Genomic DNA, 24,679 nt, shown 5'->3' on the forward strand with positions numbered 1-24,679 from the left:
CCTCCTAGACCTCGATCTTGCCGAGGCGTCTGATGACGAGGAAGCCGATCCCGTACAGGCCGAGTGAGATCAGGATCAGCGTCTGGCCCATCGGTGAGCCGGTCACCCGCTCCAGGGCGCCTTCGTTGGAGGAGTTGATCAGGAGCAGGGAGCCGAGGCCCAGCAGCGGGACCGTGAACGCCGTCGCGTGGACCTCCGACAGCATCGTGCGGACCTCCCGCCGCGTCTCCTTGCGGTCCTCCAGGGTCTGGGTGAGGTTCCGGAGGGAATTCACCACCGTCCCGCCCGCCTTGTTGGAGAGGACCAGCGTGGTGACCAGGACGATCAGCTCGCGGGACGGGAGGCGTTCGGCCAGTTCGCCGAGGGTGTCGTCGATGGAGCGGCCCAGTGTCAGCTGGTCGGCCACATGGGACAGTTCCTCGCCCGCGGGAGCCTCCAGTTCCTCCGCCGCCATGGCCAGGGACGTACGCAGGGCCAGACCCGCCGCCGTCGCGTTGGCCAGGATGCGGGCCACGTCGGGGAGCTGGTTGATGAACGCCTCGATGCGTTTGTGGCGCTGCCAGTTGAGGAAGGCGACCGCGCTCCACACCGCGACGACGCCCGCGATCGGGCCGAAGAACGGCGCGAGCGTCGCCGCCGCGATCAGCCAGAGGGCGGCGACGACCGCGACGACGTACGTGAAGAACTCGCCCGCCGTCAGGTCGAGACCCGTCGAGGAGAGCCGCAGGTGGATGGAGCGTCCCAGGCGCGTGCGGCGCAGGCGGCGGTCGACCGCGGCGAAGCGGCGCGAGCGGCCGGGCGGGCCGCCGTCCCCGGTGCCGGGGCCGAGCGCCAGCCGGTCGACGAGCGCCTGGCGCTGGGCGCGCCCGGACGCGTACGTATGGACGCCCGCGACGGCGAGCGTGCCGGTCAGGACCGTGGCGCCCAGGGCGAGCAGCGCGGGGTTGTTCACCGGACCTCCTCCCTCATGGTCGTACGAGCGGTCATACGGGCGGTCGTGGTCGTACCCACGGTCATACGAGCGGTCGTTCCAACGGCCATACCAGCGGTCATCCGATCGCTTCCCTCGTGTTCATCACGTCGATCGCCTCCGCCACCCCGTACGCCGGCGGCACCGGCTCGCCCGCCCCGTACAGCTTGTCGGCGATCGCGCGCGGCAGCGGCAGGTGTTCGAAGTGGCCGTGCACGACCCGGTCGGGGCCGATCGGCTGTGCCACGAAGCGGGTGACCGGGGCGATGCGGAACTGCTGGCGGCCGTGCGAGACGAGCAGCACGATCTCGGAGACCTTGCGGGAGCCGTCGCTGTGCCGGGCGAGCTGGACGACCACGTCGACGGCCGAGTTGATCTGGTCCTTCAGCGCTTCGAAGGGGATCTGGACCTCCGACATGGAGCCGAGGGTCTGGAGGCGCATCAGGGCGTCTTCCGCGGTGTTCGCGTGGACCGTGGCGAGGGAGCCGTCGTGGCCGGTGGACATGGCCTGGAGCATGTCGAGGGTCTCGCCGCCGCGGACCTCGCCGACGATGATGCGGTCGGGCCGCATGCGCAGGCTGTTGCGGACGAGGTCGCGGATGGTGATCTGGCCCTTGCCCTCGACGTTGGCCGGCCGGGACTCCAGGCGGATGACGTGGTCCTGCTGGAGCTGGAGCTCCGCCGAGTCCTCGATGGTGATGATGCGTTCGTGGGCCGGGATCAGTCCGGAGAGCGCGTTGAGGAGGGTCGTCTTGCCGCTGCCCGTGCCGCCGCTGACGATGAGGTTGAAGCGGGCCCGCACGAACGCCGCGAGCAGCATCAGCATGTGCTCGTCGAGCGAGCCGAGGCCGATGAGTTCGGGGAGCGTGTACGCGCGCGGGAAGCGGCGGATGGTGAGGGTGGCGCCGGTCAGGGCGAGCGGCGGGATGATGACGTTGACGCGTTCGCCGGTGGGCAGGCGGGCGTCGACCATGGGGTTCGACTCGTCGACGCGTCGGTTCACCGTGGAGACGATGCGTTCGATCGTCTGCATGAGCTGGTCGTTTGAGGCGAAGCGCAGGGGGAGCTGTTCCACGCGGCCCGCGCGTTCGACGAAGACCGAGTCGGGGCCGTTGACCATGATCTCCGTGATGGAGGCGTCGGCGAGGAGCGGTTCGAGGACGCCGAGGCCGAGCGCCTCGTCGACGACGCGGCGGATCAGCTGGGCGCGTTCGGAGGTGGAGAGTACGGGCCCTTCGCGGCTGATGATGTGGCCGAGGACGCGCTCCAGGCGGACGCGGCGGTCCGCGGCCGTGAGCGACGACATCTCGGCGAGGTCGATCTCCTCCAGGAGCTTGGAGCGGTAGACGGCGACGAGGCCGTCGTCGCGGCTCGGCTCGGTCTGGTGGGTGGGGGCCACGCGGTCGCGCAGGCTCATGGCGTCCTTCAACCTCCCTCAGGCGTACGTGTGTCTCAGTACTCGGCGTCGTCGTCGTTGGGCATCGTGGCCTCCTTCGTGACGCTCCAGCCGGTGTCCACGAAGGGGAACAGGAGCGGCACGTCGACCTCGACCGTGGCGGTGGTGGTGTCGCCGCCCGTGCCGACCTGGACGGAGGAGCTGAGCCCGCCGTCCATGGCCGCCGCGCCCGCCGCCTCTCCGGAGTCGCCCTGCGAGGCGGCGCGGGCCGCCGCGCGGGCGCCGGAGCCCGCCTGGTTGGCGGCGTATCCCACCAGCCCGAGCTGGATGGCGGCGAGGCCGACGAGCAGCAGGATCGGCAGAAAGCCGGCGAACTCCAGCATCGAGACCCCGCGGTCGCCCCACCGAAGCCGCCCCGGGCCCCGGCTTCGCCCCCGGCCCAGGCTCCGTCCCCAGAAGAACCCCGGCATCCTCATCCGTCCTCCCCCTCCTTCGCCGCGCCCGCCTTCCCGTCGACGTGCCAGCCCGCGTCGAAGCCGGGGAAGAACACCGGTACGTCCACCGACACGTGGGCCTTCCACACCGTGCCCTCGTCCGTGCAGGTGACGGTCGCGTCCTGCCAGGCGGCGGGCAGGTGCTCCTTGGCCGCGGAGGAACAGGCTCCGGCCGCGCCCTCACCCGCCGCGTACGCCGCCGTGGCCGCCCGCGCCGCCTCGTCCGCCGCGTTTCCGGCGAGGGAGTACGTATAGCCGTACAGCGCGCACTGCCAGAGGATCGTCATGACCACGAGCAGCAGCGGGAACATCCCGGCGAATTCGAGCGTGACCGCGCCCCGGTCGCTGCCCAGGCTCCGGTCGCCGCTCGCCGCCTTCCTCCGCAGAGTCAGCCCGCCCCGCCTCCCGGCGCCCCCGGTCTCCGCGTCGACCAGGCCCAGCTCGCCCGCGAGCCCCCACAGCGCCTGCTTCACCGAGGAGCGGCTGTCCAGGTCCTGCATGCGGCCCGCGTCGACCGCGGCCCGCAGTTCCTTGAAGGCGGCCGGCACGGTGGTGCGGGCCGCCCGGGTGCCGGTGACGCGCTCCACCAGGGAGGACTGGATCTCCGTGCCCTTGGCGTGGCGGTTGAGGACGGTGAGGGTCTCCTCGGCCTTGCGGATCTGGAGGCGGTCCCACAGGCGCACCATGCGCTTGGCGGCGCGTACCGCCACCACGTCGGGGGTGAGGAGCAGCAGGGCGTGGTCGGCCAGCTCCACGGCGGCGGCGCTCGCGGCGGTGACGTAGGCGCCGCAGTCGACGACCACGACGTCGTAGCGGGCGCGCAGGGCGGCGAGGATCTGGCGGGCGACCCGGTCGGTGACCTCCTCGCCGCGCTCGCCCTCGGCGGGGGCGAGGAGCAGGCCGATGCCGCTTTCGTGGGTGTAGACGGCGTCCTGGAGGACGCGGGGCGTGATGTCGCTGATGGCGGCGAGGTCGGCGACGGAGCGGCGGAACTGTACGTCCAGGTAGGAGGCGACGTCCCCCGACTGGAGGTCGAGGTCGAGGAGGGCGGCCGAACGCCCCGACGCCTGGGCCGCGAGGGCCAGCTGGACGGCGGTCACGGTCGTCCCGACGCCGCCCTTCGCGCCGCTGACGGCGACGACGGTGCCCGCGCCCCCGGGCGCCCCGCCCGCGCCGCCGCCCCCGTACAGGTCGAGATTCGCGCTGCCCAGGTGGCGCCGCATCCCGGTCGACCAGGCGGCGGCGGCCTGGACGCGCTCGGCCAGGGCGTCGTACGCGAGCGGGAAGCCGACGATGCCGCGCGCCCCGGAGTCCATGGCGGCCGTGAGGAGCCCCGGGCTGGTGTCGGCGGTGATCAGGACGACGCCGACGGCGGGGAAGCGCAGGACGAGATCGCGGATGAGGTCGAGCGCGGGAACCGGTCCGATGCGCTCGTGGACGAGGACGACCTCCGGCAGTTCGTCGACCGACTCGCCGGCGAGCCGCGCGAGGGTGTCGAGCAGCGCGGTGGAGTCCCCGACGGGCAGCGCCGGTTCCGCGCCCGGCAGCTGCCCGGTCAGGGTGGACAACGCCCGGGCGGCCTCGATGTCCCCGACGGCGGGCAGGATCCGAGTGGCCATACGAGACCTCCTACTTGTCCTCATCGAGGGTGTACGTACGATCCCGCGGCGGCACCGTCGATTCGCCGCCCTCGCCGATGAGGGCGAGGCGGACGTGCGTGGCGAAGGACTCCGCGTACGCGACGCGCTGCGCGTCCGCCGTGCCGAGGGCGAATGTGATCGGCACGGCCTCACTCGCCCTGCGGCGCGTGCGGTCGTCCTGGTCCGGTTCGAGCGGGGTCAGCTTGCCGACGTCGAGCACCCTGGCGCCCTCCACGATGACTTTGGACTGGTCCTTCGCCTTGTCGGCCTCGCCCTTGAAGGTGGCGTAGATGTTGACCTTCGAGCCGGGCGTGATCTTGCCGGCGACGCCGGTCGCCGCGTCGATCATGATGGCGATCTCCTGCTGGCCCGCGCCCAGTTCCGGCCGCTTGACGATCATGTCGGACTGGAGCAGCGAGCCCTTCCGCAGCTGGGTGACGGCGATCTTGCCGCGGATATCGCCGAGGTCGGTGACGGCGTTGTCGGACAGCCACCGCTCGGGCATCTCGACCTTCTCGAACTGCTCGGCGGTCAGCTCCTTGTAGGGCGCGATGTCCCCTTTGAGCTTGTACGCGGCGACCTCGGGGCCCACCTTCGAGTTCACGTCACGGATCACCGAGAGGACGCCCGCGAAGGCGCCGAACGCGCACAGGACCGACAGGACCAGCAGGATGACGCCGCGACGCTGGCGTGAGTTCATGGGCCGGACTACCTCGATCGAGTGCGGGTGGCTACGGACAGTGAGCGGTGTGGCGCGTGTGCGGTCGTAGGTCGCGTACGAGGGCGGAGTGCGGCTAAGTCGCGCCGCGTGGCAGGAGGGCGCGGGCGGGGTGGGCGGAGTGGGCGAGGTGGGCGGGACGGTCCGCGGGCGGCGCCAGCGGTGCGGCGCAGAACGCGCAGCGGTCGCCGATGAGTTCGAGCCCGCACCAGTGGCAGTCGTCGCGCCGGACGGACGACACCAGCTGGTAGAGGACGGAGATGTCCGGGATGGCCGCGGCGAACTCGACGAGTCTGCCCGTGGCCCACCAGCGCGCGGACTCCGCGGGCAGGCGCGCCTCGGCGACCCCCTGGGAGCGCCAGGCCGGCGCGAGGGTCCCGGTGACCCAGCCGGGCGCCAGCTGCCCCGGGGCGTACAGCAACTTCGTACCGAATCCAGGGCCGGACAGGCTCGCCTCCGGGCCGCCGCCCGAGATCTTCACCAGCTCGGCCCGTGGCGTGGCGAGGACAGCGAACTGGGTGCCCGGCAGCCAGGACCTGGCGTGCGACTGGAGGGTGACGGGGACGCGGTCGAGCTTGGTGACGGAGCCGAGCAGGGCGCCCGCGTAGATGTAGTGGGACAGCAGGCGTGCGGCGGAGGCGAGGACTCCCGGGCTGAAGTCGCAGATGGACAGCTGGCGCAGCTGGAGGGCCAGTACGGCCAGGCCCAGCGGTGGCAGGTCCGAGCGGACGACGGCGATCCGGTCGCTCTCCAGGACGGAGCGGACCGCGTACAGGCGGTGCGTGACGGCCGCGGGCGCCGAGGCGGGGCACAGGACGATCACATATCCGTGGTGCTCGATGAGCGTGTCCATCTCGGTGAGCGCCTGGTCCAGCGAGTACGTCCGCGGGGACTGCACGGCGGACTGGAGCACCGCGGCCGACGGCGTGTGCCGGTCGGGTGAGGGCAGCACGAGGTCGGGGCCGGTGACGGCTATGGCGGTCGGCATGCGCGTACCCCCTGCGGCTCCCCCTGCACTTCTCCTCGGCCTCAGCACCATATCCAGGCAAGGCCCGCATCCACACCCAACTTCCCAGTGTTCACGTGGAGATGGTCGTCCCGTGCCGGGAAGCGGGCGGTGTTCGAGGGGGTCGCGGGCCGGGCCGTGGGCTAGAAGAAGCTGCTCCAGTCCTGGTCCGAGATCTGCTTGACGCACAGGACCAGGAACAGCAGGCCGGCGACCGTCAGCATGCCGTTGCTGAGCCAGCCGTTGCGCCACTCCCTCGGGGTGCGGGCGGAGTTGAGCAGCCAGACCAGGGTGAGCGCCAGGAACGGCATGAAGGCCGCGCCCAGGACGCCGTAGATGATGATGAGCCGGAACGGCTGCCCCTCGAAGAGCAGGATCATCGGCGGGAACGTCAGCCAGAGCAGGTACGCGCGGAACGGCACCGACTTCTCGCGGGCGCCGGACGCCACCTCCTCGCCGCTCAGCGAGGCGTCCCCGGCGGAGTCGGCGGAGTCGGCGCCCACACGCTGTTTGCGGTAGCGCTCGACGAAGTCCGCGAACATCAGGCTCACGCCGTGCCACACGCCGATCAGCGAGGTGAACGACGTCGCGAAGAAGCCGACCAGGAACAGCTTGGCGGTGGCGTCGCCGTACTCCTTCTCCAGGATGCCGGAGAGCTGGACGAGGCCCTTGTCGCCGCTGGCGATGGCGACGTTCGCGGAGTGCAGCATCTCGGCGCCGACGAAGAGCATGGCGACGACGAAGACGCCGGTGGTGATGTACGCGACGCGGTTGTCGAGCCGCATCACCTTCATCCAGCCGGTGTTGGTCCAGCCCTTGGCGTTGACCCAGTACCCGTACGCGGCCAGCGTGATCGTGCCGCCGACACCGCCGATCAGGCCCAGCGTGTTGAGGATGGAGTCCTTCTCGTCGGGCAGGACGGGCAGCAGGCCGGCGAAGGCGTCGCCCAGGTGCGGGGTGACGCGGATGGCGAGATAGACGGTGACGACGAACATCACGCCGACCAGGACCGTCATGACCTTCTCGAAGACGGCGTACTTGTTGAACCAGACGAAGACAAGGCCGACGAGGCCGGTGAGGATGCCCCACCACTTGAGCTCCATGACGTCGGGGAAGAGCGCCTGGAGGGGCAGCCCCGACGAGGACATGGCCGCCGCCCCGTACACGTACCCCCAGATCACGACGTAGACGACGAAGAACCACGTCGTCCAGCGGCCGAGGCTCGCCCAGCCGTCGAAGAGGGTGCGCCCGGTGGCGAGGTGCCAGCGGCCCGCGGCCTCGGCGAGCGAGATCTTCACGACGCAGCCGATGACGGCGGCCCACAGCAGAGTGTAGCCGAAGTTGCTGCCCGCGATGAGAGTCGCGACGAGGTCGCCCGCGCCGACCCCGGTCGCGGCGACGACGATGCCGGGGCCGATGTACTTCCAGCTCGACTTGCGCGGCTGGGGTGCGGATGCGCCGACGGGGGTGCCACTGCCTGTGGTTTCAGCCATGCCGATCAAGAAAGCGCATAGCGGCGCGTGGCACAAGGGGTTGGCCGGAAGACGGCGTTGACCAGAGCATGCCACGCCCCGACGATGGGGCGGCGCGACCCGCACGTGACACGCGGCGCGACCCGCAGCGGACACGCGGGACACGTCGCACACCCGCGTTACCCCAACGCTCCCCGCACACCCCGCACACCCGCGTCCCGCACACCCCCGCACCGCACGCGTCGCACTGAACCACCCCCCCACCCCTGAGGAGACTTCATGCGACTCCGCATACGCGGCAGAAGATCCGCCGCCCTCGCCGCCCTTCTGGCCGTCGCTGTGGCGGCCCCTCTCACCGCCAACGCCGCACCGTCCTCGGCCGACCCCGCCGCCCGGAGCGCGGCGACGACGGCCGACGAGGACATACGCCAGTACGAGATCCCCCTGCCCGACGACCGCGCCGCGCGCACCGCGCTCGCCCGCACCGGCGTCTCCATCGACGAGGTCGACGCCCGCGCGGTGGTCGTCTCCGCCGACGGCCGCGAGGCGGCGAGGCTGAGGGAGCTGGGCTACGGCCTCAAGGCCCTGGCCGGCCCTCCGAAGCGTACGGACGGACATGCGGTGGAGCCCAAGGACTTCCCGCCCGCCGACGCGAGGTACCACAACTACGCCGAGATGAACGCCGCGATCGACCAGCGCATCGCGGCCCACCCGGGCCTGATGAGCAAGAGGGTCATCGGCAAGTCGTACGCGGGCCGGGACATCGTCGCCATCAAGATCAGCGACAACGTCGCCACCGACGAGGCCGAGCCGGAGGTCCTCTTCACCCATCACCAGCACGCCCGAGAGCACCTGACGGTGGAGATGGCGCTCTACCTGCTGCGCGAGCTGGGCGACGACTACGCCACGGACGCGCGGCTCAAGAAGATGGTCGACTCGCGCGAGATCTGGATCGTGCCGGACATGAACCCGGACGGCGGCGAGTACGACATCGCGACCGGCTCCTACCGCAGCTGGCGCAAGAACCGCCAGCCCAACAGCGGTTCGTCGAGCGTCGGGACCGACATGAACCGCAACTGGGCCTACAAGTGGGGCTGCTGCGGCGGCTCCTCCGGCTCCACGGGCTCGGACACCTACCGCGGGCCGCGCGCCGAGTCGGCCCCCGAGGTCAAGGTCGTCGCGGACTTCGTACGCAGCCGGGTCGTCGGCGGCAAGCAGCAGATCAGGACCGCCATCGACTTCCACACGTACAGCGAACTGATCCTGTGGCCCTACGGCTACACCTACGCCGACACGGCCCCCGGCCTGACCCAGGACGACCGTGACGCCCACGCGGCCGTCGGCAGGAAGATGGCCGCGAGCAACGGTTACACGCCCGAGCAGGCCAGCGACCTCTACATCACGGACGGCTCGATCGACGACTGGCTGTGGGGCGCCCAGAAGATCTTCAGCTACACCTTCGAGATGTACCCGTCGTCCGCGGGCGGCGGCGGCTTCTACCCGCCCGACGAGGTGATCGAACGCGAGACGAGCCGCAACCGCGACGCGGTCCTCCAACTCCTGGAGAACTCGGACTGCATGTACCGGTCCATCGGCAAGGAGCAGCAGTACTGCGCGAGCTGACACCCCGGGCACCCGGCATACCCTGCCGGGTGCCCCACCGCTACACGAACAGACTCACCACCGCCGCCACCACGAACCCCGCCACCGAAAGCACGGACTCCAGCACGGTCCACGTCTTCAACGTGTCCCGCTCGCTGATGCCGAAGTACTTCGCCACCATCCAGAACCCGCCGTCGTTGACGTGCGAGGCGAAGATCGAGCCCGCCGAGATCGCCATGATGACCAGGGCGACGAAGGCCTGGGAGTGGTCGCCCTCGGCCAGGAGGGGGGCCACGATGCCCGCCGTCGTGACGATCGCGACCGTCGCCGAGCCCTGGGCGACCCGCAGCACCAGGGAGAGCAGGTAGGCGAGGACGATGATGGGCAGGCCCACGTCCTGGAAGGTGTCCGAGAGGGCTCCGGCCACGCCGCTCGCCTTGAGGACCGCGCCGAAGATGCCGCCCGCGCCCACCACCAGGAGGATGTTGCCGACCGGTTTGAGGGACGAGGTCGACACCGTCTCAAGGGACTTGCGGGACCAGCCGCGCCGGATGCCCAGCAGGTAGTAGGCCATCAGGAGCGCGATCGTGAGGGCCACGAAGGGGCTGCCGAAGAACTCGATCACCGAGCGGAGAGTCGAGGGGTCGAAGGCGATGGACGAGAACGTCGCGAGGAGGATCAGCAGGAGTGGCGTACCGATGATCGCGAAGACGACACCCAGCGGCACCGGCTTCTCGCGCGGCTCCACACCGGCCGCGCGCTGCTCGGCGACGACCGCGGCCTTCGCCTCCTCGGCGGCCTCGACCATGTCCTGCGGGACCGGTACGAAGATGCGCTTGCCGATCCACGCGGAGTACACCCAGGCGGCGAGGACGGCCGGGACGCCGCAGACGATGCCCATGAGGATGACCCACCCGAGGTCCACGTGGAGCAGACCCGCCGCTGCCACCGGTCCCGGGTGCGGGGGCAGGAACGCGTGGGTCATCGAGAGACCCGCGAGGAGCGGGAGGCAGTAGAGGAGGATCGACTTGCCGCTGCGCTTGGCGGCGGCGTAGACGATGGGCGCCAGGACGAAGATGCCGACGTCGAAGAAGACGGGGATGCCGAAGATCAGACCCGTCAGGCCCATGGCCAGCGGCGCGCGCTTCTCGCCGAAGAGGCCCAGCAGGCGCGATGCCAACACCTCGGCGCCGCCCGACACTTCGAGGATCGCGCCGAGCATCGTGCCGAGGCCGATGATGATCGCCACATGGCCGAGGATGCCGCCCATGCCCGACTCGATGACCGAGACGGCGTCGGACCTCTGGACGGTGCCGAAGAGTTCGGTGACGGAGAGGCCGGCCGAGAGGCCGACGACTATCGAGACCGCCAGCAGCGCCACGAAGGGCTGGAGCCTGACCTTGATGATCAGGAAGAGGAGGAGCACGATCCCGAGCGCGGCGACGGTCAGCAGACCCGCCGTGCCATCGATCAGGGTGAGGACGCCACCGGTGTGGGGTGGCGTCTCCGCGGCGGGGGCGGCGGCCGCGAGCACGGCGGTGTGGGACGGGGACATCGTTGACCTCGTAAGTGCATGGGACTTTCGGGCAGGCATGGAGGATCGCGGCACGGCGCACCGCGGGTGACGGGCGCCGTGCCGTGACGACGTACGGCTTGCTGGAAGAAGAAGATGCGCGTCAGCTCAGGACGGCGAGCGCGTCGATCTCGATGAGCAGACCCTTGGGCAGGCCCACGTACACCGTGGTGCGGGCCGAGGCGGGGGCCTTGAGGCCCTGCTCCTCGAAGTACGCGTTGTAGATCTCGTTCATCTCGGCGAAGTGGTCCACGTCCGTGAGGTAGACGCGCATCATCATCACGTCGTCCCAGGTGGCGCCGCCCTCTTCGAGGATCGCCTTGACGTTGGCGAAGGTCTGGAGGGTCTGCTCGCGCAGGGTCGGGCCCGCGGGGGTGGGGGCCTTGCCCTCCTCGGCGGGGAGGAAGCCGACCTGGCCGGCGACCTGAAGGATGTTGCCCTTCTTGACGCCGTGGGAGAACTTCGCGGGCGGGGTGGTGTGGGTCGCCGGGGTGAGAGCGATCTTTTCGGTCATGGTCGTTCAGGCTTCCTTCAGGGGTGACTTGCCGGAGTACTCCCGGCTGATGGCGTCCGCCGTGCGGCGCACCAGCGGGAGCAGCGTGAGGAGTTCCTCGGCGGTGACGACGACGTTCGGCGCGGAGACCGACATGGCGGCGACGACACGCCCGTCCGCACCGCGGATGGGGGCCCCGATGCAGTTGATGGACTCCTCATGGCCACCGAGGTCGGTGGCCCAGCCCTGTTCGCGCACCTTGTCCAGCTCCCGCAGGAAAGCGGCGGCGTTGGGCGTCGAACGGGACGTGTAGGTGGGGTAGTCGAGCTTCTCCGCGAAGGCGCGGCGCTCGGCTTCCGGGAAGTCGGCGAGGAGGAGCTTGGCCACGGCGGCGACCGTGATCGCCACCGGCTTGCCGATGCGCGAGTACATGCGCACCGGGTAGCGGCTCTCGACCTTGTCGATGTAGAGGACTTCCTGCTCCTCGTAGACGGCGAGATGGACCGTGTGGCCGCACTTCTCGTTGAGGGCGAGGAGGTGCGGGTGGGCGATCTCGCGCACGTCGAGGTTCTCGACGGCCTCCTGGGCGAGGGCGAAGAGGCGCGCGCCGAGGCGGTAGCGCTGGTCGGACTGGCGGAAGACCAGGCCGTGCTCATGGAGGGTGCGCAGGAGCCGGAGCGCCGTGGACTTGTGGACGCCGAGCCGCTCGGCGACCTGCCCGAGGTCGGCGGGGCCCTCGGCGAGCAGCGGCAGGATCGAGAGCGCGCGGTCGACGGTCTGGCTCATGGGGTACGTACCTCTTCCTCGGCCCCGGTTTCCTCCGGGATGTTCGCCGTCCAGCCGGGGCCGAGACGGAGTGTCTCCCAGGCGGCGTCGTCCAGGGCGGCGAGGCGGTCGGCGTGTGCGCGGGCGGGGGGCGGGGCGAGGTCGCCCGGGACGGTGAGGGCGGCGGCGGCCATGAGGTGGCCGTGGCGCAGTCGGTGTGCGGCGGGCAGGTCGCGCAGGGTGGCGGAGAGGAACCCGGCGGCGAAGGCGTCACCGGCGCCGACCGGCGCGACGACGTCCACGCGCAGGGCGGCCTGGAAGACGGGTTCCTCTCCGTGGCGGAAGACGGTGGCGCCGCGGCTGCCCTGCTTGACGACGAGGGTGGCGGGTTCGGGAAGGGCGGCGCGGATGGCGTCGGGGCCGCCGCTCACGCCCCAGACCGCCGCGGCCTCGTCCTCGCCGACGAAGACGAGGTCGGCGCCGCGCGCGAGGTCGAGGAGGACACCGGGGGCGCGGTCGCCCGCGTCCGTCCACAGCCCCGGGCGGTGGTTGACGTCGAAGGAGAGGAGCGGGCCGCGGGCCGCGCGCCGGGTACAGAGATGACGTACGAGTGCCAGGCAGTCGGCGGAGAGGGCGGGCGTGATGCCCGTCAGGTGCAGGATGCGGCCGGCGGTCAGGGCGTCCTCGTCCACGGAGGCCCGCGACATGGCGGAGGCGGCGGAGCCCGCGCGGTAGTAGACGACCTCGTGGGTGTCGGTGTCGCGGTCGTCGGCGGTGCGGAAGTAGACGCCGGTGGGGCGGTGCGGGTCGCGGGCGACGGCGGAGGTGTCGACGCCGTGGCGCGCGACGGTCTCGACGAGGTGGTCGCCGAAGCCGTCGGCGCCGACGCGGCTGACCCAGCGGGTGGTGTGTCCGGCGGCGGCGAGCGCGCAGAGGACGTTCGACTCGGCGCCGCCGATTCCGCGCTCGAAGGAGGGCACGTCGGCGAGGCGGCCGGGGCGTGCGGGCAGGAACGTGACCATGGACTCGCCGAGCGCCACGACGTCCACCGGCGCCGGTGTCTGGGCGGCCGCCGGTGTCTGGGCGGCCGCCTGCGCGGTTGCCTGTGCGGTCACGATCTCCAGCCCCTCAACCGTCTCTCCGGATCCGTTGACCCGGCGTTGGCTCGGATGTTAGACAGCTGTCAGCGACATACGCAATGACTGTTGCAGATACTGCAACGCACCTCTGGAGGAGGCGCCCATGGCCGCCGACCACGGCACCGACCACGCCGTCGACCGTCCCGCTGACCGGTCCGCCGGACCGTCCGTCGGCCGGTCCGGCGACCCGCTCGCCTCGCTCGCGGACGAACGGATCGATCACCGCTTCAAGGGGCTTCCCCCGGACGCGGAGGGCCTCACCGTCGGCGAGCTCGCGGCCCAGCGCCGGAACCTCTTCACCGGTGGCTTCACCACCCCCGTCCTCGCGCTCTCCGCCGAGCGCCTGGAGCACAACCTCGCGCTCATGGAGACGTACGCCGAACGCCACGGCCTCGCCTTCGCGCCGCACGGCAAGACATCGATGGCGCCGCAGCTCTTCGCCCGGCAGATGGAGCGCGGGGCGTGGGGCATCACACTCGCCGTGCCCCACCAGGTGCACGTGGCACGGGCGTTCGGCACCTCGCGGATCTTCCTCGCGAACGAACTGGTCGACGCGGCGGCGCTGCGCCGGCTCGCCCGCGAACTGGACGCCGACCCGTCCTTCCACTTCATCTGTTACGTCGACTCCGTACGCGGCGTCGAGTTGATGCACGCCGCGCTCAGCGAGGCGGGGGCGAGCCGTCCCGTGGACGTCGTGATCGAACTGGCGGCGGGCGACGGGGCGCGGACCGGCGTACGGACCGAGGCCGAGTGCTTCGAGATCGCGAACGCCGTGGCGGGCGCGGACACGCTGCGGCTCGTCGGCGTCGCCGGATACGAGGGTGAGGTGCCGCAGCCCTCCACGGAGCGGGTCACGGCGTGGCTGCGGCGGCTGGTCGCGCTGCTCGTCGAGCTGGACAAGGCGGGGCGGTTCGCGGATCTGCCGGAGGTCGTGCTCAGCGCGGGCGGCAGCGCGTGGTTCGACGCGGTGGCGTCGGTCTTCGCCGAGGTGCCGGAACTGTCCGTGCCCGTGCTGAAGTTGCTGCGCTCCGGTGCGTACGTCTCACATGACGACGGCCACTACCGGAAGCTGACACCCTTCAACCGGGTCCCGGAGGAGGGTGCGCTGGAGCCTGCCTTCCGGCTCTGGACGCAGGTGGTGTCGCGGCCCTCAGCCGAGCAGGCGTTCACCAACGCGGGGAAGCGGGACGCGGCGTACGACCTGGATCTGCCGGCGGCGCAGGTCGTACGGCGCGACGGGGTGGAGCGGCCCGCGACCGGGGTCACGGTCACCGGGCTCTCCGACCAGCACGGGTGGCTCCGGACGGCTCCGGAGGCGGACCTCGCGGTGGGCGACTGGGTCGGCATGGGGCTTTCGCATCCGTGCACGGCGTTCGACAAGTGGCAGATGATTCCTTTGGTGGAGGGGGACGGGACGGTCACGGACTACGTCCGCACGTTCTTCTGACCTGGGGGTCTTGGGCGGGTCTGTTTGCCCCGCAGCGAACCCCTCACGTAGGGGCCACCCCGCACCCTCCGACGAAACCCGCGAACAAGAGAGAGGCACCTCATGGACCTGGTCATCCGGGACGCTCGCGTCATAGACGGGACCGGAGGTGCCTCCTACCGCGCTGACGTCGGCGTACACAACGGCAGGATCGCCACGGTCCACCGGGGGGACCGCGAAGGGACCGGCAACCGCCCCACAGGGCGGCACACACTGGACGCCCAGGGCCTGGCGCTGGCGCCCGGTTTCATCGACATGCACGCCCACAGCGACCTCGCCCTCCTCCGCGACCCCGAGCACACCGCGAAGGCCGCCCAGGGCGTCACGCTGGAGGTCATCGGCCAGGACGGCCTGAGCTACGCCCCCGTGGACGACCGTACGCTCGCCCAGGTCCGCCGGGCCATCACCGGCTGGAACGGCGACGGCGCCGACATCGACTTCACGTGGCGCACCGTCGGCGGCTACCTGGACGCGCTGGACACCGCCCACGGCGGCCACGGCATCGCGGTGAACGCCGCGTACCTCATCCCGCAGGGCACCGTCCGGATGTACGCGCTGGGCTGGGACGACCGCCCGGCGACCCCCGCCGAGCTGGACCACATGCGGCAGCTCGTCACGCAGGGCATGCGGGAGGGCGCCGTCGGCATGTCCTCCGGCCTCACCTACACCCCCGGCATGTACGCCGACGACTCCGAACTGACCGAGCTGTGCAAGGTCGTCGCCGCCCACAAGGGCTACTACTGCCCCCATCACCGCAGTTACGGAGCGGGCGCCCTTGAGGCGTACGAGGAGATGGTGGCCCTCACCCGGACCGCGCACTGCCCCCTGCACCTCGCGCACGCCACCATGAACTTCGGCGTGAACAAGGGCAGGGCCCCGGACCTGATCGCCCTCCTCGACGACGCCCTCGCGCAGGGCGCGGACATCACCCTCGACACGTACCCCTACACCCCCGGCTGCACGACGCTCGTCGCGATGCTGCCCAGCTGGGCGAGCGAAGGCGGGCCCGACGCGATCCTCGCCCGGCTGGAGGACGAGGCGACCGCCGAGAAGATCCGCCATCACATGGAGGTCATCGGCGCCGACGGCTGTCACGGCGTACCCATCGAGTGGGACACGATCGAGATCTCGGGGGTGAGCGACCCCGGGCTCGCCTCCTGCGTCGGCAAGACGATCCAGCACTCCGCCGACATGCGCGGCGAGGCCCCCTGGGTCACCGCCCGCCGCCTGCTCATCGACGACCGGCTCGGCTCGACGATCCTCCAGCACGTCGGGCACGAGGAGAACGTACGGACGATCATGCGCCACCGTGTGCACACGGGCGGCAGCGACGGCATCCTCCAGGGCTTCAAGCCGCACCCGCGCGCGTACGGCACGTTCCCGCAGTATCTCGGCCGGTACGCCCGGGAGTTGGGCGTCATGTCACTGGAAGAGACCGTCGCCCACCTCACCTCGCGACCCGCCGCCCGCCTCCGGCTCCCCGACCGGGGCACCGTACGCGAGGGCTACCGCGCCGACCTGGTGCTCTTCGACCCGGAGACGGTCGCGGCGGGCTCCACCTTCGAGGCGCCCCGCACGCTTCCCACCGGCATCCCGCACGTCCTGATCGACGGCCGGTTCGTGATGCGGGACGGCCGGCGCACGGACACCCTCGCGGGACGCGCCGTACGCCGAACCCCCTGAGCACCCATCTCCGCCGCCGGCGTTCAAGCGGTGCGGCGGATGATCAGGATGTGGTCCGTGACCTCGGCGGTGCGTCCGTCCGGGCCGTCGGCGATCCGGCGGGACGCGTCGGCCCGTTCGAGCGTCCACGCCGCCGGGTCCAGGGCGATGTCCGCGGCGACCTCCCGCGCGGTCGCGTACCGGATGCCGGGGTCCTGGTTCCACGACCACGGAGCGGTCGATCCGTGGTCGACGACCAGCAGCCGCCCGCCCGGACGCAGCGCGTGCGCGGCCGTGCGCAGGACGGATGCCCTGTCGAGGTCGAGGGGCGTCTGCAGATAGTGCGCGCAGACGAGGTCGAACGCGCCCTGCGGGAAGGACTCGCGCAGGTCGTGCCGCTGGGCGGCGATCCGGTCGGCCAGGCCGCTGGAGGCGGCGAGTCCGGTGAGCCGCTCGACCGCCACGGCGGAGACGTCGACGGCGGTGACGTGCCACCCCTGGCGGGCGAGCCACAGCGTGTCGCCGCCGTCGCCGCATCCGAGGTCCAGCACGTCGCCGGGCGGCAGGCCCGTGACGGTCTCGGTGAGTCGTACGTTCGGCCGCGGATCGGTGGCCGCGGGACGGGCCGTGTAGACGCCGTCCCAGAACGTGAGCGCGTCGGTGTTGCTCATCGGGAGCTCCTTCTGTCGGGGCACGCGCGCAGTCTTGCCCGGCTCACCGTGAACTGGCACGGATTCTTGCCGTTCCGGCAAGGTGAGCGGGCGGAGGTGAGCAGTGCGGCGGCGTCACCGACAGGCGGTCCCGAAGGCGGCCCTCACAGGGAGGACCCGGCGGGCCGGGGCCCGCCAGGGGTGACCGCCCGGTGTCAGGCGGCCTTGCCCTGAGAGCCGCCCGAAGCCCCGCCCGAGGCCCCTCGCGACGGGCCTTGCGAGGCCCCGCCCTGCGCACGGGCGGTGTAGGCGCGGCGCGCACGGCCGTCGCGGGGGCGTCGGCCACGGGCCGGCGAACCGCCGTGCCTGGAGCCCTCCTTCGGCGGGGCGGCGATGGTCACCGGCACACCCGAGGGAGTCCTGGCGCCGGTGATGCGCGACAACTCGGCCTCGCCCGACCGTACTTGCGCGGTCTGCGGCGTGATGCCCGCGGCGGCCATCAGGCGGCTCATGTCGCGCCGCTGCGCCGAGGTCACCAGGGTGACGACGCTGCCGGAGCCACCGGCGCGTGCGGTGCGGCCACCGCGGTGCAGGTAGTCCTTGTGGTCGGCCGGCGGGTCCACGTTGACGACGAGGTCGAGGTCGTCGACGTGGATGCCGCGCGCCGCGACGTTCGTGGCGACGAGCGCCGTGACCTGCCCGGACTTGAACTGGGCGAGCGTACGGGTGCGCTGGGGCTGTGACTTGCCGCCGTGCAGCCCCGCCGCCCGCACCCCGCTGTTGAGCAGGTGCGTGGTGAGCCGGTCGACGGCGTGCTTGGTGTCCAGGAACAGGATCACGCGCCCGTCGCGGGCGGCGATCTCGGTCGTGGCGGCGTACTTGTCGGCACCGTGGATGTGCAGCACGTGGTGCTCCATCGTGGTGACGGCGCCCGCCGAGGGGTCGACCGAGTGGACGACCGGGTCGTCGAGGTAGCGCCGGACCAGGAGGTCGACGTTGCGGTCCAGGGTGGCGGAGAACAGCATCCGCTGGCCGCCCGGGCGCACCTGGTCGAGAAGCTCGGTGACCTGGGGCAGGAAGCCCATGTCGGCCATCTGGTCGGCCTCGTCGAGGACGGTGACGGCGACCTGGTCGAGGTGGCAGTCGCGGCGCTCGATGAGGTCCTTGAGCCGTCCGGGCGTCGCGACGACGACCTCGGCCCCGGCGCGCAGCGCGCCGGCCTGCCGCCCGATCGACATGCCGCCGACGACGGTGGCCAGGCGCAGCTTCACCGCCTTGGCGTACGGGGTGAGGGCGTCGGTCACCTGCTGGGCCAGCTCACGGGTGGGCACGAGGACCAGGGCGAGGGGGCGGCGGGGTTCGGCGCGCTGCCCGGCGGTGCGGGCGAGCACCGCGAGGCCGAAGGCAAGGGTCTTGCCGGAGCCGGTGCGCCCGCGGCCGAGGACGTCCCGGCCCGCGAGGGAGTTCGGAAGCGTGGCCGCCTGGATCGGGAAGGGCTCGGTGACACCGAGACGGGTGAGGATCTCCACCACACCGTCCGGCAGGCCGAGCGCGGCGAAGTCCTCGACGGGCGGCAGGGCCGGGGTGACGGTGACCGGGAGGGCGAACTCTCCCTGGAGCGCGGCGGGGCGGCGGGACGGGCCCCTGGAGTACGACCGGCCTCCGGAGGCGGAGGCGGAGCGGGGGCTGCCGGTGTAACGGCCGTTCGTGCGAGTTGAGCGGTTCATGAAGAACCTTCCTCGATGCGGCGCGTATCGAGGAATTCTCACCGACACCGGTCGGAGACGGGTGTCGAGAATTGCAGGAACGGCCGGGGGGATAAAAAAATAAATTCCGGCCGCCGGAATAAATTCAGGGACCGGCCGGTCAGAAGAGGGACACGCTCCGGGTGTGACCACCGGGGTGTCGCATCAGATCATCGGGGCGTTTCTTCCCCGGAAACAAAACGAGCCGGGGCCCGCACCCAAGGTGCGGGCCCCAGCCACGAAGTACGCGTCAGCGTCAGGCGGGAACGATGTTCTCGGCCTGCGGGCCCTTCTGGCCCTGCGTGACGTCGAAGTTCACCTTCTGGCCCTCCTGCAGCTCACGGAAGCCCTGGGTGGCGATGTTCGAGTAGTGAGCGAAGACGTCGGCGCCGCCGCCGTCCTGCTCGATGAAGCCGAAGCCCTTTTCCGCGTTGAACCACTTCACGGTGCCAGTAGCCATGTCATATCTCCTTCGGGGCAGTGCCCGTGGAGTCCACACTGTGCGAACTCCGCGTCGCCGCGATGATTTCCCCGTCCGGAATGACCGGCAATACAAAGTGCCCCGCCGGCACATAACGCCGACTGAGCACTTGAAGTCTCTTGGGAACCACAACTGCAACTGATAACGACACTAGCACGCCCTCGGCGGCGGCGCATGGTGTTCTTTACCGCTCCGCCGAGGGACGGATAAACCCTCATCGCGCATCACATGAAATTCTGCATTTGCCGTCGCAGATATCCGGCGGCGCGAGGCACACAGTTTCATGGACGGCGCCCTCAGGACGAGCGCGCCCCCTGGGACGGCTGCGCCTCCTCGGACGACTGCGCCCCTTCGGACCCGGCCGGGGAGCGGCGCAGCTGTTCGTTGATGCGCAGCGCGTCTTCCAGTTGGTCCTCGAGGATGACGATGCGGCAGGCGGCCTCGATCGGGGTGCCCTGGTCGACGAGCTCGCGGGCGCGCGCGGCGACGCGCAGCTGGTAGCGCGAGTAGCGGCGGTGGCCACCCTCGGAGCGAAGCGGTGTGATCAGGCGGGCGTCGCCGACGGCCCGGAGGAAGCCCGGCGTGGCGCCGATCATCTCGGCGGCCCGGCCCATCGTGTAGGCGGGGTAGTCGTCGTCATCGAACCGGTCGGGGCCTTGCGTAAGGGTCTCTGGGGGCATTTGCACCTTTTCTGGAACGCGTCGAGGGGCCTGGTGCCGTACGGCACCAGGCCCCGAGGGGTTTCAACACCATCTACCGGCCCTGCGTGCCGGCTATCTGTTTCCGCACGGCCGCCCGACGGGGCGGGGATGCGGGGATCGTGAATGCGTGACCGGGGACCACCTTCCAATCCGGGGCCTGCGTTACCCGAGCGGTGCCGAACCTCACCCGGGCGATCCTGATGGCGTCCACTCCTCTCCTTGCTGCTTTACGTTCTCGCTGAACGTCTGTGACTACACAAGGAACTCTAACAACGGTGGTTCCGCATGTCTACCTCAGCCAAGATAGATTTTCGGAAGCGGAGGAGGGGGGATCAGGAGACCCACGTACCGCCTTGTCTCGGTAGGCTCACCAGTCATGTCGAAGCCTGACGAACTGCTCGTCGACATCGCCACCCTGGTCGAGTCCGAGCACAGCAATCAGATGTCCCTCACCGTGGTCGTGGCCGGCGCCGTCATCACCGGACGGCTGGCCCCCGAAGCCCTGTGGCGGCGGCGCGTCGCCGAAGTCCTGAAGGACTCCGACCACCTGAGTCCGTTCGCCGCCGCGTTCGAGAGCGAGGGGGAGCCCGCCGACCCGGCGGGAGGCACGGCGCCCCCCACCCATCTGCACTTCCACCTGGCCCGGATCCTCCAGGGCAACCTCGGCCTGCCGGCGACCGGCGGGATGTACCGCATCGCCCTCCAGGACGTGAGCGCCTGGACGGTGGGTGACCTCAGCTACTCGGACAACTGACCAGCACCGGACGAGCGACCGGGCTCAAGTCAGGTCCAGCGACCTGACTTGAGCCCGGCCTTGTCAATTTTCCTTCCTCGGGCTATATAGAAAACGTAGGGCATCGCACCCAGTACCTGAGGAAGGGAGTGACCCGTGATGCTCATGCGTACCGACCCGTTCCGCGAGTTGGACCGCCTCACCCAGCAGGTCTTCAACACCGCCCGTCCGGCCGGAATGCAGATGGACGCCTACCGCGAGGGCGACGAGTTCGTGGTCCACTTCGATCTGCCGGGCGTCGACCCGGAGTCGATCGACCTGGACGTGGAACGCCACGTCCTGAACGTACGGGCCGAGCGCCGCTCCCCCGCCCGCGAAGGCGTGGAGATGATCGCGGCCGAGCGTCCCACCGGCAGCTTCTCCCGCCAGCTGTTCCTCGGCGACACCCTGGACACCGAGCGGATCGACGCCTCGTACGACGCCGGCGTGCTGACGCTGCGCATCCCGGTGGCCGAACAGGCGAAGCCGCGCAAGATCCAGATCAGCGGCGGAGGCGGGCGCAAGCAGATCAGCGGCTGACGCGGAAACAACACGAAGAACAACAAGAACAGAGCGGAGGAGAACGGCACGATGAGATGGAGCGAACTCATCGAGGCGGTGAGGGAAACCGGCCAGTACACCACCGCCGCCGAGGCGGAGCGCGTGACGCGCACCGTCCTGTCGGCCCTCGGCGGCCACGTCGTCGGGGACGAACGCGTCGAACTGGCAGGCCAGTTGCCGGTCGAGGCGGCGAGGGTGATCGCGGACCAGGTGCCCGTGACGCGACAGCTCACGGCCCCGGAGTTCGTCGAGAGTGTGGCGCTGCGCCTGGAGGGTGCCACGCCGGCCACCGCCCGGTGGGACGTCAGCTCCGTCCTCACCGCCCTGACGCGGGCGGTCGACGAGGAGCTCGTCGACCGCCTGCTGAACCTGCTGCCGCCGGGCTACGCCCTGCTGTTCGGCAGGGCCGAGCTGGTCCCGGCGGCCTGAGGACCCGACACCTCTGAGGATCCGATCCCTCTGAGCCTGAGGACCTGAGGACCTGAGGACTGACGCGGGTGCCGTCCGCCCGCGGACGGCACCCGCGCCCGTGCCCGCGCCCGCCGCTACTTCGGCAGCGCGCAGCCCGCCCGGCTCAGGTCGATCTTGTTGCCGGTGCCGACGCACGGCACGATCGTGTACGTCTGCTGGCCGTAGTTGATGCCTTCGCGCACGGTGACCTGGCCGTTCTGGTCGACCTCACAGGGATTGTTGTCCGTGCACCGGCCTCCGTTGTCGTTGCCGGTGTTGTGGACGGCGACGACCTTGCCGGTCGCGTCATCGATCACCGGGGAGCCGGAGGTGCCGCCGATCGTCTTGCAGGCGGGGGTGTAGCGGACCGAGTCCTTCCAGGTCCACTGGCCCTCCTTGAGGCGGTACGCGAAGCCGTCGATGCCGCACTTGTAGAACTTCTTCCAGTAGCCGGAGGCGATGGTGATCGCCCGGCCCGCCTCGGGCCGCGCCGCGTTCAGCTCCAGCGCCTTGATCCCGTACTTGCTCTCGATGTCGCCGTAGGTGCTGGTGAGCTGGTAGAGCGAGATGTCCGTGTCGGTCATCGTGGCGTACGCGATCTTGCTCGCCCTGACCGTCCCGAGGTTGCGGCCCGAGGCGCTCAGCAGCGTGAAGCTGCGCGTCGAGGGCTTGTCGACGAGGACCTCGCCGGGCGCGGGGAAGCCGCTCTCGACGCAGTGGCCGTTGGACAGGACGAGCGCGGGGTCGCCGGGCCGCGAGTCCGGTACGCGGACGACGGAGCCGGAACAGTTGCTGAGCGCCACGGTCCCGGCGAAGTCGACGGCCTTGACCCTCGGCTTGGCGGGGCGCTCGTCGCTGACGGCCGTCGCGGGCGCCGCCGTCGCTCCGAGGAGCAGCACGGCAAAGCACGCACCGACGAGAGGCTTGTTCATGTGGGGGGTCCCCTCCGCTGGCAGTTTTGTCATGCGCATTGTTGGGCCACCCGGCCATCAGGACAAGACCGCGCGACCAGCCGCATCCGGCCCGCGCCCGGGGACCCACCGAATAATCCGCTCCGTCGACCGCCGGAACACCCCGTAAGCTCGCCGCCATGCAGGTCATCCAGTCGACGAAGCTCGCCAACGTCTGTTACGAGATCCGGGGCCCCGTCCTTGAGGAGGCGATGCGGCTGGAAGCGGCAGGCCACCGCATCCTCAAGCTCAACACCGGCAACCCCGCCGCCTTTGGCTTCGAGTGCCCGCCCGAGATCCTGGAGGACATCCTCCGCAACGTCGGCGACGCGCACGGCTACGGCGACGCGAAGGGCCTGCTGGCCGCCCGCCGCGCGGTGGTCATGCACAACCAGACGCTCGGCATCGAGACCGACGTCGAGCACGTCTTCATCGGCAACGGCGTCTCCGAGCTCATCGTGATGGCCATGCAGGGCCTGGTCGACGACGGCGACGAGGTCCTCGTACCGGCGCCCGACTACCCGCTGTGGACCGCGGCCGTCTCGCTGTCCGGCGGCACCGCCGTGCACTACCGCTGCGACGAGCAGGCGGACTGGATGCCGGACCTCGCCGACATCGAACGCAAGGTGACCGACCGCACCAAGGCGATCGTGATCATCAACCCGAACAACCCGACGGGCGCCGTCTACAGCGACGACATGCTCCGTGGTCTGACCGATATCGCGCGCCGTCACAACCTCCTGGTCTGCTCGGACGAGATCTACGACAAAATCCTCTACGACGGCGTGACGCACACGCCGACCGCCGCGATCGCACCCGATCTGCTGACCCTCACGTTCAACGGCATGTCGAAGGCATACCGCGTGGCGGGCTACCGCGTCGGCTGGATGGCCGTATCGGGGCCGAAGGCGCACGCCACCTCGTACATCGAGGGCCTGACGATCCTCGCCAACATGCGCCTGTGCGCGAACATGCCGGGCCAGCACGGCGTCGTCGCGGCGCTGAGCGGGCGCCAGACGATCAACGGTCTGGTACTGCCGGGCGGGCGGCTCCTGGAGCAGCGGGACACGGCGTACGACCTGCTGACGCAGATCCCCGGGGTGAGCTGTGTGAAGCCCAAGGGGTCGCTGTATCTCTTCCCGCGGCTCGACCCGAAGGTCTTCAAGATCAAGGACGACCGGCAGATGGTCCTGGACCTGCTGCGGGCCGAGAAGATCATGGTCGTGCACGGTACGGGCTTCAACTGGCCCGAGCCCGATCACTTCCGCGTCGTGACGCTGCCGACGGCGACGGACCTCGCGGAGGCGGTCAGGCGGATCGGGAACTTCCTGGACGGCTACAGCCAGCCGTGACGCCCACGCCGTGCGGACGGGTCCGGAGGCGGAACCACATCTTCGGACCGTTCTCAACTTTAGACGGGATCTAAGGTAGGATGGTGGCTACACCGCTTGGAGGCCACCCCATGTACGAGCCGATCCGCACCAAGTCGGTCCACTCGATGGCCGACGACGCGAGCTTCCCGCACCGCTCCCGCGAGGAAGAGCTGGACATCCAGCTCGCCGGGCACCTCGCCGCGCTCCTCGCCGTCACCGACGAGCTGCGCGCCCTGGCCCCGACGGCCGAGCTGGACGCCGCCGCCGAGCAGCTTGCGTTCCAGGTGTCCCGTCTGCGCCGCGGTGTGCAGCCGGCGCGCTCCACCATCGCCGCCGCCATCCACGAACCCCACACGGCCGCCCTGCACCAGCGCGCCCACGCCCTCGCGGGCCGCGCCCTGGTCGTGGCGGCCTCCCGCGCCGACACCGCGGCGGCCATCCTGGCCGCCGAGCGCATGGACGCCCACGCGGGCGCCACGCGCCTGGTCGGCGCCCTCTCGTACATCTGCCGGCGCTCGGCCTGCCACGGGACGTCCGTGGCGAGGTGTTCGAACAGGGCGTCGGCACCGGTGAGCCAGCC

The 24,679-nt window shown here is 70.7% G+C and carries 23 protein-coding genes and 2 pseudogenes; 8 read left to right on the forward strand and 17 right to left on the reverse strand.

Annotation, left to right across the window (positions count from 1 at the left end):
* Positions 1-4 precede the first annotated feature (4 nt).
* From ACWDZ7_RS34090 to ACWDZ7_RS34120, 7 genes are all read right to left on the reverse strand, one after another.
* Positions 5-952 (reverse strand): type II secretion system F family protein, encoded by a 948-nt coding sequence (locus ACWDZ7_RS34090; RefSeq protein WP_451802393.1) that lies wholly within the window; start codon positions 950-952, stop codon positions 5-7.
* Positions 953-1,049: 97 nt separating this feature from the next.
* Positions 1,050-2,387 carry a CpaF family protein gene (locus ACWDZ7_RS34095; RefSeq protein ID WP_451802395.1) on the reverse strand — a complete coding sequence of 446 codons (1,338 nt, stop codon included), beginning with the start codon at positions 2,385-2,387 and terminating at the stop codon, positions 1,050-1,052.
* 35 nt (positions 2,388-2,422) lie between these two features.
* The gene (locus tag ACWDZ7_RS34100) at positions 2,423-2,749 is read right to left on the reverse strand and encodes a TadE/TadG family type IV pilus assembly protein (protein ID WP_451802397.1); all 327 of its coding nucleotides are present in this window, start codon (positions 2,747-2,749) and stop codon (positions 2,423-2,425) included.
* Between the two features lie 89 nt (positions 2,750-2,838).
* Positions 2,839-4,479 (reverse strand): AAA family ATPase, encoded by a 1,641-nt coding sequence (locus ACWDZ7_RS34105; RefSeq protein WP_451802399.1) that lies wholly within the window; start codon positions 4,477-4,479, stop codon positions 2,839-2,841.
* 10 nt (positions 4,480-4,489) lie between these two features.
* The gene (gene cpaB, locus ACWDZ7_RS34110) at positions 4,490-5,200 is read right to left on the reverse strand and encodes a Flp pilus assembly protein CpaB (RefSeq protein WP_451802401.1); all 711 of its coding nucleotides are present in this window, start codon (positions 5,198-5,200) and stop codon (positions 4,490-4,492) included.
* Positions 5,201-5,294: 94 nt separating this feature from the next.
* On the reverse strand, positions 5,295-6,206 hold the full coding sequence (locus ACWDZ7_RS34115; protein WP_451802403.1) for a hypothetical protein: 912 nt from the start codon (positions 6,204-6,206) through the stop codon (positions 5,295-5,297).
* 161 nt (positions 6,207-6,367) lie between these two features.
* On the reverse strand, positions 6,368-7,717 hold the full coding sequence (locus ACWDZ7_RS34120) for an Nramp family divalent metal transporter (protein ID WP_451802405.1): 1,350 nt from the start codon (positions 7,715-7,717) through the stop codon (positions 6,368-6,370).
* Between the two features lie 258 nt (positions 7,718-7,975).
* On the opposite strand from ACWDZ7_RS34120, the gene ACWDZ7_RS34125 reads away from it, so the two are divergent.
* Positions 7,976-9,319, forward strand: coding sequence for a M14 family metallopeptidase (locus tag ACWDZ7_RS34125; protein ID WP_451802407.1), 1,344 nt, complete (start codon positions 7,976-7,978; stop codon positions 9,317-9,319).
* A 40-nt stretch (positions 9,320-9,359) separates the two neighbouring features.
* Here ACWDZ7_RS34125 and ACWDZ7_RS34130 read toward each other — a convergent pair whose 3' ends face one another.
* From ACWDZ7_RS34130 to ACWDZ7_RS34145, 4 genes are all read right to left on the reverse strand, one after another.
* Positions 9,360-10,853: a GntP family permease gene (locus ACWDZ7_RS34130; protein ID WP_451802408.1), complete on the reverse strand. Its 1,494-nt coding sequence runs from the start codon at positions 10,851-10,853 to the stop codon at positions 9,360-9,362.
* 121 nt (positions 10,854-10,974) lie between these two features.
* The gene (locus ACWDZ7_RS34135) at positions 10,975-11,385 is read right to left on the reverse strand and encodes a RidA family protein (protein ID WP_365819936.1); all 411 of its coding nucleotides are present in this window, start codon (positions 11,383-11,385) and stop codon (positions 10,975-10,977) included.
* Between the two features lie 6 nt (positions 11,386-11,391).
* The gene (locus tag ACWDZ7_RS34140; protein ID WP_451802411.1) at positions 11,392-12,150 is read right to left on the reverse strand and encodes an IclR family transcriptional regulator; all 759 of its coding nucleotides are present in this window, start codon (positions 12,148-12,150) and stop codon (positions 11,392-11,394) included.
* A complete protein-coding gene (locus ACWDZ7_RS34145; RefSeq protein ID WP_451802431.1) occupies positions 12,147-13,178 on the reverse strand; it encodes a sugar kinase in 1,032 nt (343 codons plus the stop codon). Before ACWDZ7_RS34145 ends, ACWDZ7_RS34140 begins: the two co-directional genes overlap by 4 nt.
* 193 nt (positions 13,179-13,371) lie before the next feature.
* Here ACWDZ7_RS34145 and ACWDZ7_RS34150 point away from each other — a divergent pair, with 193 nt between their 5' ends.
* Together ACWDZ7_RS34150 and ACWDZ7_RS34155 are read left to right on the forward strand one after the other, a co-directional pair.
* The gene (locus ACWDZ7_RS34150; RefSeq protein ID WP_451802413.1) at positions 13,372-14,715 is read left to right on the forward strand and encodes an amino acid deaminase; all 1,344 of its coding nucleotides are present in this window, start codon (positions 13,372-13,374) and stop codon (positions 14,713-14,715) included.
* Positions 14,716-14,817: 102 nt separating this feature from the next.
* Positions 14,818-16,437, forward strand: a complete 1,620-nt coding sequence (locus tag ACWDZ7_RS34155; protein WP_451802415.1) for an N-acyl-D-amino-acid deacylase family protein — start codon at positions 14,818-14,820, stop codon at positions 16,435-16,437.
* A 23-nt stretch (positions 16,438-16,460) separates the two neighbouring features.
* On the opposite strand, the gene ACWDZ7_RS34160 is transcribed toward ACWDZ7_RS34155, so the two are convergent.
* The 4 genes from ACWDZ7_RS34160 to ACWDZ7_RS34175 form a co-directional block, all read right to left on the reverse strand.
* On the reverse strand, positions 16,461-17,087 hold the full coding sequence (locus ACWDZ7_RS34160) for an SAM-dependent methyltransferase (RefSeq protein WP_451802416.1): 627 nt from the start codon (positions 17,085-17,087) through the stop codon (positions 16,461-16,463).
* A gap of 194 nt (positions 17,088-17,281) precedes the next feature.
* Positions 17,282-18,793 carry a DEAD/DEAH box helicase gene (locus ACWDZ7_RS34165; protein ID WP_451802418.1) on the reverse strand — a complete coding sequence of 504 codons (1,512 nt, stop codon included), beginning with the start codon at positions 18,791-18,793 and terminating at the stop codon, positions 17,282-17,284.
* A 274-nt stretch (positions 18,794-19,067) separates the two neighbouring features.
* The gene (locus tag ACWDZ7_RS34170; protein WP_046930152.1) at positions 19,068-19,271 is read right to left on the reverse strand and encodes a cold-shock protein; all 204 of its coding nucleotides are present in this window, start codon (positions 19,269-19,271) and stop codon (positions 19,068-19,070) included.
* 317 nt (positions 19,272-19,588) lie between these two features.
* Positions 19,589-19,972, reverse strand: coding sequence for a MerR family transcriptional regulator (locus ACWDZ7_RS34175; protein ID WP_451802420.1), 384 nt, complete (start codon positions 19,970-19,972; stop codon positions 19,589-19,591).
* Between the two features lie 397 nt (positions 19,973-20,369).
* On the opposite strand from ACWDZ7_RS34175, the gene ACWDZ7_RS34180 reads away from it, so the two are divergent.
* From ACWDZ7_RS34180 to ACWDZ7_RS34190, 3 genes are all read left to right on the forward strand, one after another.
* Positions 20,370-20,747, forward strand: coding sequence for a hypothetical protein (locus tag ACWDZ7_RS34180; protein WP_451519099.1), 378 nt, complete (start codon positions 20,370-20,372; stop codon positions 20,745-20,747).
* Between the two features lie 138 nt (positions 20,748-20,885).
* Complete coding sequence (locus ACWDZ7_RS34185) at positions 20,886-21,305, forward strand: Hsp20/alpha crystallin family protein (RefSeq protein WP_451802422.1); 420 nt, start codon at positions 20,886-20,888, stop codon at positions 21,303-21,305.
* Between the two features lie 51 nt (positions 21,306-21,356).
* Positions 21,357-21,755, forward strand: coding sequence for a DUF2267 domain-containing protein (locus ACWDZ7_RS34190; protein ID WP_451802424.1), 399 nt, complete (start codon positions 21,357-21,359; stop codon positions 21,753-21,755).
* A gap of 116 nt (positions 21,756-21,871) precedes the next feature.
* Here ACWDZ7_RS34190 and ACWDZ7_RS34195 read toward each other — a convergent pair whose 3' ends face one another.
* Complete coding sequence (locus tag ACWDZ7_RS34195) at positions 21,872-22,708, reverse strand: trypsin-like peptidase domain-containing protein (RefSeq protein ID WP_451802426.1); 837 nt, start codon at positions 22,706-22,708, stop codon at positions 21,872-21,874.
* A gap of 158 nt (positions 22,709-22,866) precedes the next feature.
* On the opposite strand from ACWDZ7_RS34195, the gene ACWDZ7_RS34200 reads away from it, so the two are divergent.
* Both ACWDZ7_RS34200 and ACWDZ7_RS34205 read left to right on the forward strand, forming a co-directional pair.
* On the forward strand, positions 22,867-24,078 hold the full coding sequence (locus ACWDZ7_RS34200) for a pyridoxal phosphate-dependent aminotransferase (protein ID WP_451802427.1): 1,212 nt from the start codon (positions 22,867-22,869) through the stop codon (positions 24,076-24,078).
* A gap of 110 nt (positions 24,079-24,188) precedes the next feature.
* Positions 24,189-24,575, forward strand: a pseudogene (locus ACWDZ7_RS34205) (SCO4983 family protein); the annotation flags it as partial.
* Between the two features lie 17 nt (positions 24,576-24,592).
* On the opposite strand, the pseudogene ACWDZ7_RS34210 reads toward ACWDZ7_RS34205, so the two are convergent.
* Positions 24,593-24,679 (reverse strand): annotated as a pseudogene (locus ACWDZ7_RS34210) (alpha-ketoglutarate-dependent dioxygenase AlkB); the annotation flags it as partial.

This window comes from Streptomyces sp. NPDC003032 (assembly GCF_053591415.1).